Source organism: Aureibacter tunicatorum, from assembly GCF_036492635.1.
GTDB classification, from domain to species: domain Bacteria; phylum Bacteroidota; class Bacteroidia; order Cytophagales; family Cyclobacteriaceae; genus Aureibacter; species Aureibacter tunicatorum.
On record NZ_AP025305.1, the window covers coordinates 1,337,652 to 1,353,804 of the forward strand.

The 16,153-nt window shown below is 37.1% G+C and carries 12 protein-coding genes; 8 read left to right on the forward strand and 4 right to left on the reverse strand.

The genetic code is table 11. The features are described 5' to 3' along the window. Window positions 1-178 precede the first annotated feature (178 nt). On the forward strand, window positions 179-3,487 hold the full coding sequence (locus AABK36_RS05750; protein ID WP_309943407.1) for a two-component regulator propeller domain-containing protein: 3,309 nt from the start codon (window positions 179-181) through the stop codon (window positions 3,485-3,487). A gap of 8 nt (window positions 3,488-3,495) precedes the next feature. Here the strand turns inward: AABK36_RS05750 and AABK36_RS05755 are convergent, their stop codons facing one another. The 4 genes from AABK36_RS05755 to porX form a co-directional block, all read right to left on the reverse strand. Continuing rightward, complete coding sequence (locus AABK36_RS05755; RefSeq protein WP_309943410.1) at window positions 3,496-4,122, reverse strand: porin family protein; 627 nt, start codon at window positions 4,120-4,122, stop codon at window positions 3,496-3,498. Window positions 4,123-4,204: 82 nt separating this feature from the next. Beyond that, complete coding sequence (locus AABK36_RS05760; RefSeq protein ID WP_309943412.1) at window positions 4,205-5,425, reverse strand: alanine dehydrogenase; 1,221 nt, start codon at window positions 5,423-5,425, stop codon at window positions 4,205-4,207. Beyond that, on the reverse strand, window positions 5,418-5,855 hold the full coding sequence (gene tsaE, locus AABK36_RS05765; RefSeq protein ID WP_309943414.1) for a tRNA (adenosine(37)-N6)-threonylcarbamoyltransferase complex ATPase subunit type 1 TsaE: 438 nt from the start codon (window positions 5,853-5,855) through the stop codon (window positions 5,418-5,420). The genes AABK36_RS05760 and tsaE overlap by 8 nt, the downstream gene beginning before the upstream one ends. Then, complete coding sequence (gene porX / locus AABK36_RS05770; RefSeq protein ID WP_309943417.1) at window positions 5,845-7,410, reverse strand: T9SS response regulator signal transducer PorX; 1,566 nt, start codon at window positions 7,408-7,410, stop codon at window positions 5,845-5,847. The genes tsaE and porX overlap by 11 nt, the downstream gene beginning before the upstream one ends. A gap of 228 nt (window positions 7,411-7,638) precedes the next feature. On the opposite strand from porX, the gene AABK36_RS05775 reads away from it, so the two are divergent. From AABK36_RS05775 to AABK36_RS05805, 7 genes are all read left to right on the forward strand, one after another. Further along, on the forward strand, window positions 7,639-8,865 hold the full coding sequence (locus AABK36_RS05775) for an HD domain-containing protein (protein WP_309943419.1): 1,227 nt from the start codon (window positions 7,639-7,641) through the stop codon (window positions 8,863-8,865). A 30-nt stretch (window positions 8,866-8,895) separates the two neighbouring features. Next, window positions 8,896-9,930 carry a UDP-3-O-(3-hydroxymyristoyl)glucosamine N-acyltransferase gene (gene lpxD, locus AABK36_RS05780; protein ID WP_309943421.1) on the forward strand — a complete coding sequence of 345 codons (1,035 nt, stop codon included), beginning with the start codon at window positions 8,896-8,898 and terminating at the stop codon, window positions 9,928-9,930. A gap of 13 nt (window positions 9,931-9,943) precedes the next feature. Beyond that, window positions 9,944-11,335 carry a bifunctional UDP-3-O-[3-hydroxymyristoyl] N-acetylglucosamine deacetylase/3-hydroxyacyl-ACP dehydratase gene (locus AABK36_RS05785; RefSeq protein ID WP_309943423.1) on the forward strand — a complete coding sequence of 464 codons (1,392 nt, stop codon included), beginning with the start codon at window positions 9,944-9,946 and terminating at the stop codon, window positions 11,333-11,335. Beyond that, window positions 11,335-12,123, forward strand: coding sequence for an acyl-ACP--UDP-N-acetylglucosamine O-acyltransferase (gene lpxA / locus AABK36_RS05790; protein ID WP_309943432.1), 789 nt, complete (start codon window positions 11,335-11,337; stop codon window positions 12,121-12,123). Before AABK36_RS05785 ends, lpxA begins: the two co-directional genes overlap by 1 nt. 5 nt (window positions 12,124-12,128) lie before the next feature. Continuing rightward, on the forward strand, window positions 12,129-12,767 hold the full coding sequence (locus AABK36_RS05795; RefSeq protein ID WP_309943424.1) for an ABC transporter ATP-binding protein: 639 nt from the start codon (window positions 12,129-12,131) through the stop codon (window positions 12,765-12,767). Window positions 12,768-12,777: 10 nt separating this feature from the next. After that, on the forward strand, window positions 12,778-13,296 hold the full coding sequence (locus AABK36_RS05800) for a hypothetical protein (protein WP_309943426.1): 519 nt from the start codon (window positions 12,778-12,780) through the stop codon (window positions 13,294-13,296). A gap of 158 nt (window positions 13,297-13,454) precedes the next feature. After that, entirely contained in the window at window positions 13,455-16,097 is a 2,643-nt protein-coding gene (locus AABK36_RS05805; RefSeq protein WP_309943428.1) for a valine--tRNA ligase, read from the forward strand. Window positions 16,098-16,153 lie beyond the last annotated feature (56 nt).

Genomic DNA, 16,153 nt, shown 5'->3' on the forward strand with positions numbered 1-16,153 from the left:
GTGTCGTAATCAAAACTATTGTTAAGTAATTGTTAATTGTGATCTTTTGTTCGGATAAAATAGATATATAATTCCTAATTTTTATTATTTATTTTACTTTTGTATCATGAGTTTTGATTTTTCAAAGGATTGCATTAGTCTCAATTTTAATTCTATTAAGCAACGGTATCTGTCTGTTATGCTTATGACTCTGCATGTCTTTTTATTTTTTATCATTCCGATTAACTTAGTGTTTTCTACACCAAGTCGTTTTGTTCAAGATAATGAGCTAGTGGGGATAAATCCTCATAGCGATATTAATCAATTAACTTTAGAGCATTTTACTCATGAAAAAGGGTTGCCATCTAGTGGCGGCTTATTGATTTTTCAAAGCAGGTCAGGTTATACTTGGATTTCCACTTACAATGGTTTGGTCAGGTTTGATGGCGTTGAGTTTGATATTTTTGACAAATCCAAACTGCCGGTAATAAGTACGAATGCTTTTACTGATATGGATGAGGATGATCAAGGAAATTTCTTGATAGGTTCGTATGGAGGTTTGTTGGTTTGGAATAATGAGAAGCTTAAACTCTACACTGAAGATGATGGACTTCCCAATACAGTAGTGGATTTCATAGAAAAGGACGAGAGAGGCTTTTTTTGGATTGGAACGATTAAAGGTTTATGTATTTATGAAAATGGAAATATTCATCAAAAATATGTGCCAGAGAATTTAAAAACCAAAAGAGTGAGTTCTGCCTATTTTAATGGAGAGGTTAAGTGGTTTGCGACTCATGAAGCAGGTCTTTTCAAGGTTGTGAATGATAAGGTGGAAGAACATTATTTGACCTCGAAAGGTTTGTCATCTAATACAATATTTAATGTTGTGTGTGATAAATTGTCAAATGTTTGGGTCGCAACCAGCAATGGATTAGATAAGATCAATGAAGACGGCTTGGTTGAATCTTATACTAAACAAAATGGATATTCAACATTAGGTAAAGTAACAGCTCTATGTGTGGATCGACATAATGTATTGTGGATTGGTACTAGTGAAGGAGTTATGAAAATGTATGATGGCAATTTTTCTGATTTTCGTAAATTACCAAATGTTAGTCGTTATGAGCCAACTTCAATTTATGAGGATTCTGAAGGGAATGTTTGGGTTTCCACTTACAGAGATGGCTTTTTTATTTTAAGAGATAATATTTTTGAGGTTTTTGATCAAAGACATGGACTGGGGGGGAAAGTAGTTTATGCTGTCGCGGAAGCAAAAAATAAAGAAAGCTATATTGTAGCTACTAGTAATGGGCTTTTTAAAGGTGGAGGAAATGAGTTTAAGCCTTATTTGAGAAGTCAATTGCCTTCAAAAGCAATTAGGGATATTTTAATCGATTACGATGGGAATGAGTGGTATTGCACAACTCAAGGTCTATTGAAGGTTACTCCTGAAGGTGTTGCAAAAGTATTTGGACTACAAACAGGTTTTGCTAGTGATTATATAAGGAATATCTGTCAAACTCAATCTGGGGATATTTGGATTGGGACAAGAAATGGATTGCATATAATTAAGAAAAATGGTGTCCAGATTATACAAGAGGAAAGCGGGCTAATAAATAACTATGTTCTTTCAATTATGGAAGATTCAAAAGGGAAAATTTGGGTCGGAACAAAAGGAGGAATCTCTTTATTTGAAGGTGACAGAATAGAAAACTTTACTTACAAAAATGGTTTGGCTGGGGATGTTTCCTTTAAAATTTATGAGGATAAAGATGGTGTGATTTGGGCTGGAGCTAATGGTGGTTTGGCACGGTACAAAGATGGTGTTTTTCGAAGAATAAACTCGTCGAATGGATTGTATGAAGATAGTGCTTTTCAGATATTGGAAGATGATCAGGGCTACTTTTGGGTAACTTGCAATACAGGAATTTATAAAGTATTGAAAGCTGAACTTAATGCATTTTGTGAATCTAAAATAGTATCTGTTAAGTGTGTAGGCTACAATAAATATGATGGTCTTAAAACTGGTGCAACAGCTAATTCAAGAAGTTTGATTGATCATAATGGAGGAATGTGGTTTTGCACTCAATCAGGTTTATTCAAATTGAATGAAAATAGAGGTAATCCTAATCAGCCGCCAAGGATATTATTAAAGTCACTGAAAATTGATGAGAATCTAAGTTATTTAAATCAAGGTGAATTGGTTTTGGATCCGCAAGTTAGAAGGCTGGAGTTCAGCTTCGCTGGAATTAACTATAAATCACCCAAGAAGCTTAGCTATGCATTTAAATTAGAGAACTTTGATGACGATTGGAATTATACGTTAAAACGAGAGGCTGTCTATACGAATATACCTGCGGGAGATTATGTGTTTAAAGTTAAAGCTATAGACCATGAAGGCAATGAAAGTTTAGTTCCCCTTGAAGTCATTTTGACGAAACAGCCTCATTTTTACGAGACCGTTTATTTTTATGCCTTAGTTTTTTTAGGAATGTTGATGCTTTCAGGCTTGTTTTATTATTGGAGACTGATGGTTCATAAAAAATATGCGATTGAGTTGGAGGGAGTCGTAGAGGCTCGAACGCATGAATTGATGATCAAAGGGGAAGAGTTGAGCGCTCAAGCTGAGAGTATGAAGCTTTTGAGTGATGAGATCAAAAGACAAAATGACAATATCAGAAGTAGTATCAAATATGCAAAGAGAATTCAGACGGCGATGCTTCCTGATTTGGATTTGATTCGTAGAGATTTTCCAGACTTTTTTGTTTTCTTCAAGCCTAGGGATGATGTGTCCGGTGATTTCTTTTGGTATTCAAAAGTTGGAGGCAAAGCGGTTATCGCTGCTGTCGACTGTACAGGCCATGGTGTGCCAGGAGCATTCATGAGTATGATAGGCGAGACTTTGCTGAATCAAATTGTAAACCTAGAGAAAACAACCTCGCCAAAGTTGATTTTGGAAAAATTGAATTTGTATATTTTTCAGACGCTAAACCAGAAAAAATCGTATAATAGAGATGGTATGGACTTGTCTGTTGTAACGGTGGATTTAGATTGCAATGAAATCAGATATTCAGGTGCAAGAATGCCTATCATTATGTTTGAGCAAGATGAATCTGGGGTTTATCACTTAAAGCATGTTAAAGCAAATAGAAATACGGTAGGAGGGTATCAAAATCTATTTGAAAATTCAAGCTATGACGAACATGTTTTTGAAGTTACTCAAGAGACTGTCGTTTATATGTTTTCTGATGGATACCAAGACCAGTTTGGAGGAGAAAAGAATAAGAAATTTATGCTTAAGCGTATTAAAGATATGTTGATTGATATTCAGAATATTTCGATGGATGATCAATATTATGAAGTTGAAAATAACCTTAAGCAATGGATGAGGAAAGAGCAACAGGTGGATGATGTGCTGTTTATGGGATTTAAAGTTAAAGCTAGGAACTTGGAAGAAGTAAAAAAGCCCTCGCAAAAGGGCTTTGAATATAACATGAGCAAAAATTAAGTTTGTTCTTAAAATGTGAAACCGATATCAAAGCTAACGACGTCGTTTTTTACAGTAAAATCTTCACCACCAGCTCTATTGTTTATTAATCCACGTTGATAGCTGATGCCAGCAAAAATAGCGTTACCAAAGTCAAAAGTATATTCCATGCCTAAGCCTATAAGCAAGTCAATGTCAACCCAGCTGGCTTTGTCTAATAAGATGCTATTGCTGTCTATATTGTCATTGATTTTAATGTCAAAATTTCCACCTAGTTGTGTGTAAATTTTAGTGTTGTTAGCAATTTCATTTGAAAATAGCTTGATTGTAAGTGGAATTTGAATGTATTGGAAGTCGTAGTTTTCTGTAAAAGTTTGGTTTGTCTCCAAGTGAGTTCCTTGAAGTTTGTATCCATTTGTAGAAAAGAGGATACCTGTGTTGAATGCGTAATTTTCATCAAAGAAAACATCGACTACAGGGCCTATGACAAATTTGAAAGGGGCTCCTGTTGAAGTTATTCCGTAATCGGCGGAATTGTTTTTGGTTACTCGGCCTGTATTTATTGTCGGGGAAGCTTTTAGGCTTATTTTTGTTTGGCTGAATGCAATTGAACAGCCAATAAGCAATGTTAATGCAGTTAGTAAGATCTTTTTCATGGAAAAAATAATTTAAAATTATCTGCCAGGTTTGACATTTTAGGCAGATTTATAGTTTCATTTTATCTCTTGTTTAAATAATTTAAAATCTGGCGGTGATTAAAAGTTCCAAGTCCTTGTAGTTGATGTTGAATTTTGAGGCAATCAAAGGATTGGTTAGGCAGCCTTTGTAAGTGTATACACCATTCATGAAGCCATGATGGCTGTATATCATTTCGTCAATCCCACCGCGATCGCCAATATTCAACAATATTGGCGTGAATATATTGCTGATTGCTTTTGTGGCTGTGCGGGCAACTTTTGAAGCAATATTAGGGACACAGTAGTGTATTACTCCATGTTTTATGAAGACAGGATTGTTAAGCTTAGTAGGTTGTGATGTCTCAAAACACCCGCCCTGATCGATCGCAATGTCGATGATGACAGAGCCTTCCTGCATTTGGCTTATCATTTCTTCAGTTACCCAGTATCGAGCTCTGCCTCTGTCAGGCTTTAGCGCGCCTATTACCACATCAGCTGATTTAAGCGCATTGGATAGTGCTTTGGAGTCTATAGTGCAAGTTGGAATTTGCAGTCCAATGGCATGCTTCAATCTTCTCAGTTTATAAATATGGTTGTCAAAGATTTTGATTTCAGCGCCAAGTCCTATCGCTGCTCTCGCTGCATGTTCAGCTACAGTTCCTGAACCCAAAATGACAACTTTTGAAGGCATTACTCCTGATATGCTTCCAATCATAATTCCCTTACCATGCGGTGTCGAGCTTAAATACTCTGAAGCGATGAGCATAGCTATGCTGCCGGCGATTTCGCTCATAGCTCTGACAAATGGCGTTTGGCCTGATAGATCTTGAAGCAATTCATAGGCTAATGCTGTGATTCTTTTTTTCTTAAGTTTTTCAAGGTATGGAAGACTTAAGTTGCCCATTTGCAAAGCGGAAATGATCACAGCTTCTGGTTTCATGTAGCCTAGTTCCTCAAGCGTGGGAGGCGCTACTTTTACAATGATTTGGCTTTCGAATACTTCTTTAGAATGATAACATATTTTAGCGCCAGCATCGCTGTATTCATTGTCAGGATAATTAGAACAAACTCCAGCATTGGCCTCTACAAGTACTTCATGTCCATTATTGACTAAAATTTCCACAGCGTCCGGAGTTAGCGTTACTCTGTTTTCATCTGAAGAATTCTCTTTGGGAACGCCGATTCTCAATGATTGGCTTTTTAAGTTGATGGGCATCATTGACTCTTTTGTCAAAATAGTTGTTTTTGACTCGGAGAAATCGATTTTAGGCTGGTCATTCATATTTTGTAGCTTTGATCGTGCGGTGCTTTTCGTCTTCTATGCTTATTTCAATTTTTATATGTTTTTCTGGAAGTAGACTGGGAATTAATGATGCCCATTCCAAGAAACAGACATGTCCTGAGTAAAAGTATTCATCAACGCCAATATCCATAGCTTCAACTTCATTTTTTATTCTATAGAAGTCGAAGTGATAAAAATAATTGTCCTTATTGTCGATGTATTCATTGACTATCGAAAAAGTTGGACTGCTTACATTGTCTATAATGTTAAGCTCTTTGGCCATTGCTGAAATGGTAGTGGTTTTTCCTGCTCCCATTTCTCCATCAAAAATCCAGATAGTATGTTCTTGAGCAAATTCAATGACCTGTCTGCATACTTCAGGCAGGTCATTGATAGTATATTTTTCTATAATGAGTTCGTTATTTCCCATTTTTAGATTGTAATGTGACTAAAGGAATAATCATTTCCTCCAAAGAAACTCCCCCATGTTGGAAAGTGTCTTTGTAGTAGTTGACATAATAGTTATAATTGTTTGGATATGCAAAGAAATAATCTTCCGTTGAGAATACATAAGCCGTAGACACATTTACTTGTGGAAGGTGGAATTTCTTAGGATCTCTTGCCACAAAAACTTTATCTTCATCAAAACTTAGATTCTTCCCTTGCTTGTAACGAAGGTTTGTGTTGGTGTTTCTGTCCCCTATGATTTTATATGGCTTTTTAACTCTCATAGTTCCATGGTCAGTAGTTAATACTACTTTCACGTCTTTTTTAGCGAGCTTTTGGAAGATTTCCAGAAGAGGAGAATGCATGAACCATGATTTGGTCAGAGATCTATACGCTGATTCGTTCGGCGCTAATTCCCTGATTACTTCCATTTCAGTACGGGCATGAGAAAGCATGTCCACAAAATTGTAGACGATGACATTTAGCTGGTTGTTCATCAAGTTGTTGATGTTGTCAGCCAATTGCTTGCCTTGGTTAAGTTGTTTGATTTTATGGTAAGACCATTTGATGTCAAGGTTATTCCTTCTTAATTGTCTTTCCAAAAACGCATCCTCGGCGTTGTTCTTTCCTTCGTCGGAATCTTCTCCCTCCCATAGGTCAGGGTAGTGCTTTGACATTTCCAAAGGCAACATGCCAGAGAAGATGGAGTTTCTTGAATACGCCGTTGTAGTTGGTAATATTGAGAAATAAGAACTTTCTTCCTCAGTATTGAAATATTCATTGAAGATAGGTTGCAAGACTTTCCATTGATCTGAACGCAAATTGTCTATCACCACGAAAAATACAGGCTGGTCGCTGTTTTTCAAGTGAGGAAACACTTTCTCTTTCATGATTTGATGCGAAAGCAAGGGTTTGTCCACTTCAGGGTCATTCAACCAGTCAACGTAATTTTCTTTGATGAACTTGGTGAAATTGACATTGGCGTCAGTTTTTTGCATTTCCAGCACTTCGGACATGCTGTTGTCTGAGGATTGTTCGATTTCCAATTCCCAGAAAATCAATTTATTGTATATGTCCGTCCATTCTTCATGGTCCATATAGTCGCTGAAAGCCATGCTGATGTTTCGAAAATCTTGCTGATAACTCATATTGGTTCTTTCAGAAACCAATCTTTTGTTTTCAGTAAGTTTTTTTATCGCAAGAAGAATTTGATTTGGATTCAAAGGCTTGATAAGGTAATCGCTGATTTTTGAAGCGATAGCCTCTTCCATGATATGTTCTTCCTCACTTTTAGTGATCATAATGATCGGCGTGTTAGGTTTTTTCTCCTTGATATGAGGAATGGCTTCCAGTCCAGTCATCCCCGGCATATTTTCATCCAAGAATATGATATCGCAGTTGGCTTCATCCAATGCGTCAAGAACCTCGGTGGCGCTTTTGAAAGGATGGATAGTGTATCCTTTTTTCTCCAAGAAAAGTATATGGGGCTTTAAAAGCTCAATTTCGTCGTCGGCCCAGAAAATATGATATGTCTGCATACGTTGTGTTGTTACCTATTCAAAATTAACAATTTTAATCAGAATGAAACGTCTGAAAGGTTTGTTTACGGTTTGTGAATATTTTTGGACGATAATTAGCGGTTAAAAGTTGTTAACTAGCTTGAGTATCAGTCTGAAAAGCTTTTTTTAATATTTTTGATAAAAGCAGGGATTGATTATATTCACCACAAATATTTTTTTATTTTAAAAGTACAAATATTTTTCATTTTGAAGAAGAAAAAAATAATTAATGACCCTTTATATGGCTTGATTGATATTCCAGATGGTTTGGTGTTTGAACTAATCGAACACCCCTATTTTCAGCGATTAAGGCGGATAAAGCAATTAGGATTGACAGATTACGTGTATCCAGGGGCTTTTCATACAAGGTTTCAACATGCTCTGGGAGCTATGCATTTGATGAGGAAATGTTTATCAAGTTTAAAAGCCAAGGGAGTGCTGATATCGGATGACGAGATGGAGGGGGCGATGGTTGCGATACTATTGCATGATATTGGGCACGGACCTTTTTCGCACGCTTTGGAGTTCAGTTTGATGAAAAATATTTCTCATGAGCATGTTTCCATCTCGTTTATGAATCAATTGAATGATGAGTTCGGAGGACGGTTGGATCTAGCGATCAAAATGTTCAAAGGCCGATACGAGCGGGAGTTTTTTCATCAGCTGATATCGAGTCAATTGGATGTGGATAGAATTGATTATTTGAATAGAGATAGTTTTTATTCTGGGGTGATGGAAGGAAGAGTCGGCGCTGATAGAATTATTAAACTGTTGAATGTTGTAGATGATCAGTTGGTGCTTGAGGAAAAGGGGATTTATAGTGTTGAAAATTTTTTGATAGCAAGGCGGCATATGTATTGGCAAGTTTATTTGCATAAAGCATCGGTTTGCGCTGAGGCTATGCTTGTTTCGATGATTAATAGAGCTCGGTGCTTATTAACATCAGGAAAGGATATCCCTGGATCAACATCATTAAAGTATTTTTTGTCAAATGAAGTTGATAAGAACTCATTTAATAATCGAAAAGGGTTAATGCATTTCAACGAGATAGATGATTGTGATATAACTTATGTTATGAAGTTATGGAGTAAAAGCGAAGATGTAGTGCTGAAAGTTTTAAGTACAGGTTTGTTGGATAGAAGCTTGTTTAAGGTTGAGATTATGAATGAGCCAGTTTCCAAAATGGAATTGACAAATTATAGATGTTTAATTGATCAATATTATGATATTGAATTGTCTGAGTCTGATTTTTTTTTATTGAAAGGAGAGTTGTCTAATAAAACGTATGTTGTTGGAGGACAGGATATTAATGTGCTGACTAAGAAGGGAGAGATAAAAAGTATAATAGAATGCAGTGAGTTGTCGCATATATTGGCACAAAGCAAAATTGTTAAAAAATATTACATTTGCTGGCCTAAAATGATATCTTTGTGAGAATTTTTAAAAAATTGACAGATAAAATCGATGGAGTTTAGTGTTGAGCAAATCGCCCAAATGCTGGGGGGCGAAGTAATTGGTGACAAATCGGCAAAAATCAGTAAACTGGGTAAAATTGAGGAAGCTGGCAGTAATGCTATATCATTTTTGGCAAATTTGAAGTATGAGTCGCATCTTTATACTTCAGAGGCAGGTGCTGTGATTGTCAATAAGGATTTTGAACCTAAACAAGAGTTTACGACTACATTGATCAAAGTTGATGATGCTTACACGGCATTTACTAGTCTGTTGGAAGAGTATCAGAAAGCTTTGAAAAGCTCGAAAGTCGGCGTTGAGTCGCCGTCATTCATAGGTGAGAATGTCACAGAGGGAGAGAATATTTACAGAGGCGCGTTTTCATATATCGGATCACAATCTACACTTGGTGATGGAGTGAAGATTTATCCTCATGTTTATATCGGAGAACATGTGATTATTGGTGAGAATTCAACTATTGAGGCTGGAGTTAAAATTTACCCAGGTACTATTATTGGTAAGAATTGCGTTATCGCCGCGGGATCAGTGATCGGAAGCGATGGATTTGGTTTTGCTCCTCAAATGGATGGAACTTATAAGACCATACCTCAGCTTGGAAATGTGATTATCGAGGATAATGTGAATATAGGTGCTAACACCGTGATTGATTGCGCTACATTAGGCTCGACAATCATCAAGCAAGGAGTTAAACTTGACAACTTGATTCAAATAGCTCATAATGTCGAAGTTGGAAAGAATACAGTAATAGCAGCTCAAACAGGAATATCGGGATCAACAAAGATTGGTGAAAATTGCATGTTTGGAGGTCAAGTAGGATTGGCAGGGCATTTGAAAATGGCAGATCGAACAATGTTAGCAGCTCAAGCAGGGGTGTCAAAATCTAATAATAAAGAAGGAGAAGTTTTGATGGGAGCTCCGGCATTTAACAGCATGAAATTCTTTAAATCTTATGCAGCTTTTAGGAAATTGCCTGAAACTGTGGAAAGACTGTCAAAATTGGAACAAAAGATAAACGAATCGAAATAATTTCGAGATAAATATGAAACTTAAACAGCATACTATAAAATCATCAGTTAAGGTAGCTGGTGTCGGTCTTCATACAGGAGTCGTAGCTACAATGACTTTTATTCCAGCGAGTCCTAATGAGGGAATCAGATTTCAAAGAATTGATCTAGAAGGGGAGCCTATCATCGAAGCTGACGTTGATTTGGTTTCTGATACATCTAGAGGAACTACTTTGAAAAAAGGAGAAGCTACTGTTAGCACTATAGAACATACGTTGGCCGCTTTAGTAGCTCTAGAGATTGATAATGTGCTTATTCAGTTGAGTGGGCCTGAATGTCCAATTCTTGACGGAAGTTCATATCCTATACTTGAGGCTTTGGAGTCTGTTGGTGTAGAGGAACAAAACGCTTTAAGAGATATATTTGAAGTGCCGAAAGGGATTTTTTATAGCGATCCGAAAAATAATATCGAAATAGGCGCTTTGCCTTGCGATGATTACAGAGTTACAGTAATGGTGGATTACAATTCGCCAGTGCTAGGGAGTCAACATGCTTCGCTTACGAATTTATCGCAATTTAAAAATGAAATTGCCCCTTGTAGAACATTTTGCTTTTTGCATGAATTGGAAATGCTTCTTGAGGCTGGCTTGATCAAAGGTGGTGATGTTGATAATGCTATCGTGATCGTTGATCGTGAGGTGCAAGAGCACGAATTGGATCGATTAGCTAAGTTATTCAATAAAGATAAGATTGAAGTAAAGGAAGGGACTCTTAATAATATCGAGTTAAGATATAAAAATGAGCCGGCACGTCATAAATTATTGGATGTGATGGGTGATTTGGCTTTGGTTGGTACTCCTTTTAAGGCTCAGATCATGGCCGCGCGACCTGGCCATGCTGCGAACGTTGCATTTGCCAAGAAGCTTAAGAAAATGATTAAGGAAAGTAATAATAGCGATTTTCCGCATTATGATCCTAAGCTGCCTCCAGTGTATGATGTGAATAAAATCGCTCAGACTTTGGCGCATAGATATCCTTTTGCTCTAGTAGATAAAATTTTTCATTTAAATGACACCAGAGTTGCGGGAGTTAAGAATATTACAATGAACGAGCCATGTTTTCAAGGACATTTTCCTGAAAACCCAATCTTTCCAGGAGTACTTCAAATCGAAGCTATGGCTCAAACAGGCGGTATACTTGTGTTGAATACGGTGCCTGATCCAGAGAATTATTGGACATTTTTCTTAGGCTTGGAAAATTGCAAATTTAGACAGATGGTAACGCCTGGTGATACATTGATACTACAATGCGAGCTATTACAGCCTATCAAGCGTGGAATTGCAAAGATGCAAGGAAAAGCGTATGTTGCAGGTAAATTGGTGGCCGAAGCAATAATGATGGCCCGAATAGTAAGAAAAGACGCATGATGATAAGTCCATTAGCAAATGTTCATCCAGATGCTAAAGTCGCTGAAGGAGTGGTTGTTGAACCTTTCGCGGTAATACATAAGGATGTTGAAATAGGAGAGGGTACTTGGATTGGCTCTCATACAGTGATCTGTGATGGTGCACGTATAGGTAAGAAGTGTGAAGTCCATCCGGGAGCTGTAATTTCAGGTGTTCCTCAAGATTTGAAGTTTGAGGGAGAGGTTACAACCTGCGAAATCGGAGATAACACAATTATTAGAGAGTGTGTGACGATTAGTCGAGGAACTAAAGATAAGTTGAAGACGGTTATTGGTAACAATGTCTTGTTGATGGCCTATGTCCATGTCGCTCATGATTGTATTATAGGCGATCGTTGTATTGTTGCCAATGCAGTTCAGATTGCGGGACATTGTACTATTAACGAATGGGCGATTATTGGAGGAACAACGGCTATTCATCAGTTTGTGACTATCGGAAAACATGCTATGGTCGCAGGTGGAGCTAGACTTGGTAAAGATGTGCCTCCATATGTATTGACAACTAGAGTTCCCGCAGGATTTGCCGGAGTGAATACTTTAGGGTTGAGAAGAAGAGGATTCTCGAATGATAAAATCAGGGAGATTCAGGAAGTTTACAAGGCTTTTTATGAAGAAGGACGAAATATAACACAATCTATAAGCTTTGTAGAAGAGAATGTTGTGTCTTCTGAAGTTAGAGATGAGATTCTTGCGTTCATCAAAGGCTCGGATAGGGGTGTTTTGAGATTAGTGAAAGAAGATTATACTTAAATAATATGAGCAATTTAAATATTGCTATTAAGACTCAAAATTTAGGCAAGAAATTCCAGCGCGAATGGATTTTCAAAGGCTTGGATTTTGAGTTTTTTTATGGCAAATCCTATGCGATAGTTGGCTCGAATGGAAGCGGTAAGTCTACTTTGTTGCAAATATTGGCGGGATTTATGCCTTATTCGGTTGGTGAATTGAATTATTTTAATCCCCAAGGGGGGAGTGTGGAGCCGTCTTCTTTTTATAACCATTTGGCTATTGCGACACCTTATTTGGAACTAATTGAAGAGTATACGTTGAAAGAGTTTTTGAATTTTCATTTTTATTTTAAAAAAATAAATGTTAATATTGATATAGATAGACTCATTTCAATAATGTATTTGGAGAAATCGAGAAATAAACCAATTAGGAATTTTTCCTCGGGCATGAAGCAGAGGTTGAAATTAGGTTTGGCTTTTTTTGACGAATCTCCAGTAGTTTTATTGGATGAACCTACTATGAATCTTGATTCTAAAGGAATAGATTGGTATAAGACTCATTTAAGTCAAATAGTTAATAAAAAATTAATACTAATTTGTTCGAATCAAGATTATGAATATGAACTTTGTGATGATGTTTTGAATATTGAGGATTTTAAAATTTAAATGTAATTCAATGAGAAAGTTTAATTATTTGTTCACCCTGTTATTGGGTATTACGGTTATTTTTTCAGCTTGTAAGAGTGATGATGATGGCGGATCTACACCTGGTATTTCTACGGAAGAAGCTAAGTTCTTAGGTGATGGCGGTATTCCTGCTGCTTGGGTTTTTGAAAGTGGAACAGTAGGTAGCGATAATTTGGTTGATGATCATGATTATAACCAAACACATATCATAACGTTTTCGCCGACGGTAAATGGTACTGGAATTTTCATGTCTTCAGGAGACCAAGATAAATTGGATTTGTATAATAGCGTTGTTTCTTGGAAACTTGATGGTGAAAATAAAAAGGTGACTTTTGTTGATGCTGCTCACATTCAGAATGCTGGTGAGGCTTCATATGAGTTTCAAGAAAATAATACTAAGTTAGTGTTGGATTATAATTTCGATAACGAGTCCGCTTCTGCTAGAACAAGAGGTTTGACAGGAGCTGTTACGATTACTTATACAAAGCAATCTGTTGCTACTAATTAATTGACTCAATTAATTTTATGATATGAGGCCGCTCAAATATTGAGCGGCTTTTTTTGTTTTATATATACGTCAATGCAGTTGCTCTGGAAAAAATCTTTATTTTTGTTGGTTAGAATATTTATTTGAGAAAAAGATAAATTTTAAAAAATATAAACAATATGTCTCTATCTACTAAATATAGTCCGCAAGAGGTAGAAAGCAAGTGGTATCAGCATTGGTTGGATCAAGGCTTTTTTCATTCAGAACCAAATGAGAAAAAATCGTACACGATAGTCATTCCTCCTCCCAACGTCACAGGAGTCTTGCATATGGGACATATGTTGAACAATACGATTCAAGATGTTTTGATCCGTAGAGCTCGTATGCAGGGATTCAATGCGTGTTGGGTGCCGGGTACTGATCATGCTTCTATTGCTACAGAGTCAAAAGTAGTTGCTAGATTGGCTTCTCAAGGAATTAAAAAATCTGACCTGACAAGAGAAGAGTTTTTAAAGCATGCTTTCGAATGGAAAGATGAGCACGGTGGCATAATCCTTAAGCAGTTGAAAAGACTCGGAGCTTCATGTGATTGGGATCGTACTACTTTTACGATGGATCCGTATTACAGTTCGCAAGTAGTGAATACGTTTGTTGATCTTTACAATAAAGGCAAGATTTACAGAGGTGTGCGTATGGTTAACTGGGATCCGGAAGCAAAGACAGCCCTTTCTGATGAAGAAGTAAACCACTCTGAGGAAAATTCTAAACTTTATCATGTTCGTTATCAAGTCGAAGGTGAAGACGAGTTTGTGACTATAGCGACGACACGTCCAGAAACTATTTTAGGTGATACAGCTATTTGTATCAATCCAAATGATGAGCGTTATACTCATTTGAAAGGAAAGAAAGCGATTGTTCCTTTGGTAGGTCGTGTGATTCCGATCATCTTTGATGAGTATGTTGATATGGAGTTTGGTACAGGTTGTCTTAAAGTGACTCCTGCGCACGATATCAATGACTACGAATTGGGTATCAAGCATAACCTTGAAGTCGTTGAGATTTTGGATGATGCTGGTCGACTTAGTGAAGCAGCTCAGTTGTATATTGGAGAGGATAGATTTGCTGTAAGAAAGAAAATTGAGAAAGATCTTGATGCTGCAAGTAATCTTGTAGAAGTTGAAGATTATAAAAATAAAGTTGGTCGTTCGGAAAGAACAAATGCAGTGATCGAGCCTAAAATTTCCACGCAGTGGTTCTGTAAGATGAAAGAATTGGCTCAGCCGGCTCTTGAAAATGTGATGAACGATACTATCCAGTTCTTTCCTGAAAATGCGAAGAATACTTATCGTCACTGGATGGAAAACATCAAAGATTGGTGCGTCTCTCGTCAGTTATGGTGGGGACATAGGATTCCGGCTTTCTATTATGGAACAGGCAATGATGACTTTGTAGTTGCAAATACAGTTGAGGAAGCCCTGGAATTGGCTAAGGCAAAATCAGGAAATGCAGATCTTCAAGCTTCTGATTTGAGACAAGACGAAGATGTGCTTGATACTTGGTTTTCATCTTGGTTATGGCCGATGAGCGTATTCCAAACAGAAGAAGAAGTAGATTATTACTATCCTACTAAGACGATCGTTACTGGTCCGGATATTATGTTCTTCTGGGTAGCTCGTATGATTATGGCTGGTTATGAGTACAAAGGAGAAAAGCCTTTTGACAATGTTTATTTCACTGGATTGATCAGAGACAAGCAACGTCGCAAGATGTCCAAGTCTCTTGGCAATTCGCCTGATGCATTGAAGCTTATTGATGATTATGGCGCTGACGGGGTAAGATCAGGCTTGCTATTGACTTCAGCTGCAGGTAATGACTTGTTGTTTCAAGATGAAGAGAGAGAGGGCAAAACTATTTATCCGCAATGCGAACAAGGAAGAAACTTTGCCAATAAGATTTGGAATGCATTCCGTCTGGTTAAGCAATGGAAAGTTGACTCAAGTCTGTTAAGTGATAAGAACGCTACAGCTGTGAAGTGGTTTGATGCCAAATTCAACGCTACTTTGGTTGAAGTAAATGATCATTTTGATAAATATAGAATCTCAGACGCATTGTTGTCTACATATAAATTGGTATGGGATGATTTCTGCTCTTGGTATCTTGAGATGATAAAGCCAGGCTTTGAACAGCCAATCGATCAAGCGACCTATGACGCTACGATTGAGTTCTTGGAAAGATTGATGAAATTGCTTCACCCATTTATGCCGTTCATTTCTGAGGAAGTGTGGAATAATATCAAAGAAAGAAGCGCAGAAGATTGCATTACTATTTCCGAATGGCCTGAGGTTAAAGATATTGATCAGGGAGTTTTGACTCTTGGAGCCAATGCCTTTGATGTAATTTCTAACGTGAGAAATATCAGAAACCAAAAGCAAATTTCTCCAAAAGAAGAGCTTTCGCTTTCGATCAAGGCTGATAAAGCTGGTTATGAATTATTCGAAGATGTAATCGTGAAACTAGCCAATCTTTCTTCTATTGCCTATGTTACTGAGAAGGTTGAAAATGCTGTTTCTTTCTTGATCAAAGCAGATGAGTGTTTTGTTCCATTGGAAGGAATGATTGATGTTGAGAAGGAATTGGCAAACCTTGAAGAGGAGTTGAAATACACTAAAGGATTCTTGATATCTGTAACTAAGAAGTTGTCAAATGAGAGGTTTGTAAATAATGCTCCAGAGAAAGTGGTTGTCATGGAGAAGAAAAAACAAGCAGATGCTGAAGCTAAGATAAAGACTTTGGAAGAAGCTATTGTTGCTTTGAAGGGTTGATTAATAATCAATAAGTAAGTATTTGTAAAGCCAGATGATTCTTTCATCTGGCTTTT

Coding starts and splice junctions, on each gene's coding strand:
- lpxD (WP_309943421.1), top strand. CDS start 8,896: ATGGAGTTTAGTGTTGAGCAAATCGCCCAAATGCTGGGGGGCGAAGTA.
- AABK36_RS05785 (WP_309943423.1), top strand. CDS start 9,944: ATGAAACTTAAACAGCATACTATAAAATCATCAGTTAAGGTAGCTGGT.
- AABK36_RS05750 (WP_309943407.1), top strand. CDS start 179: ATGCTTATGACTCTGCATGTCTTTTTATTTTTTATCATTCCGATTAAC.
- porX (WP_309943417.1), bottom strand. CDS start 7,410: ATGCAGACATATCATATTTTCTGGGCCGACGACGAAATTGAGCTTTTA.
- AABK36_RS05800 (WP_309943426.1), top strand. CDS start 12,778: ATGAGAAAGTTTAATTATTTGTTCACCCTGTTATTGGGTATTACGGTT.
- AABK36_RS05795 (WP_309943424.1), top strand. CDS start 12,129: ATGAGCAATTTAAATATTGCTATTAAGACTCAAAATTTAGGCAAGAAA.
- tsaE (WP_309943414.1), bottom strand. CDS start 5,855: ATGGGAAATAACGAACTCATTATAGAAAAATATACTATCAATGACCTG.
- AABK36_RS05805 (WP_309943428.1), top strand. CDS start 13,455: ATGTCTCTATCTACTAAATATAGTCCGCAAGAGGTAGAAAGCAAGTGG.
- lpxA (WP_309943432.1), top strand. CDS start 11,335: ATGATAAGTCCATTAGCAAATGTTCATCCAGATGCTAAAGTCGCTGAA.
- AABK36_RS05760 (WP_309943412.1), bottom strand. CDS start 5,425: ATGAATGACCAGCCTAAAATCGATTTCTCCGAGTCAAAAACAACTATT.
- AABK36_RS05755 (WP_309943410.1), bottom strand. CDS start 4,122: ATGAAAAAGATCTTACTAACTGCATTAACATTGCTTATTGGCTGTTCA.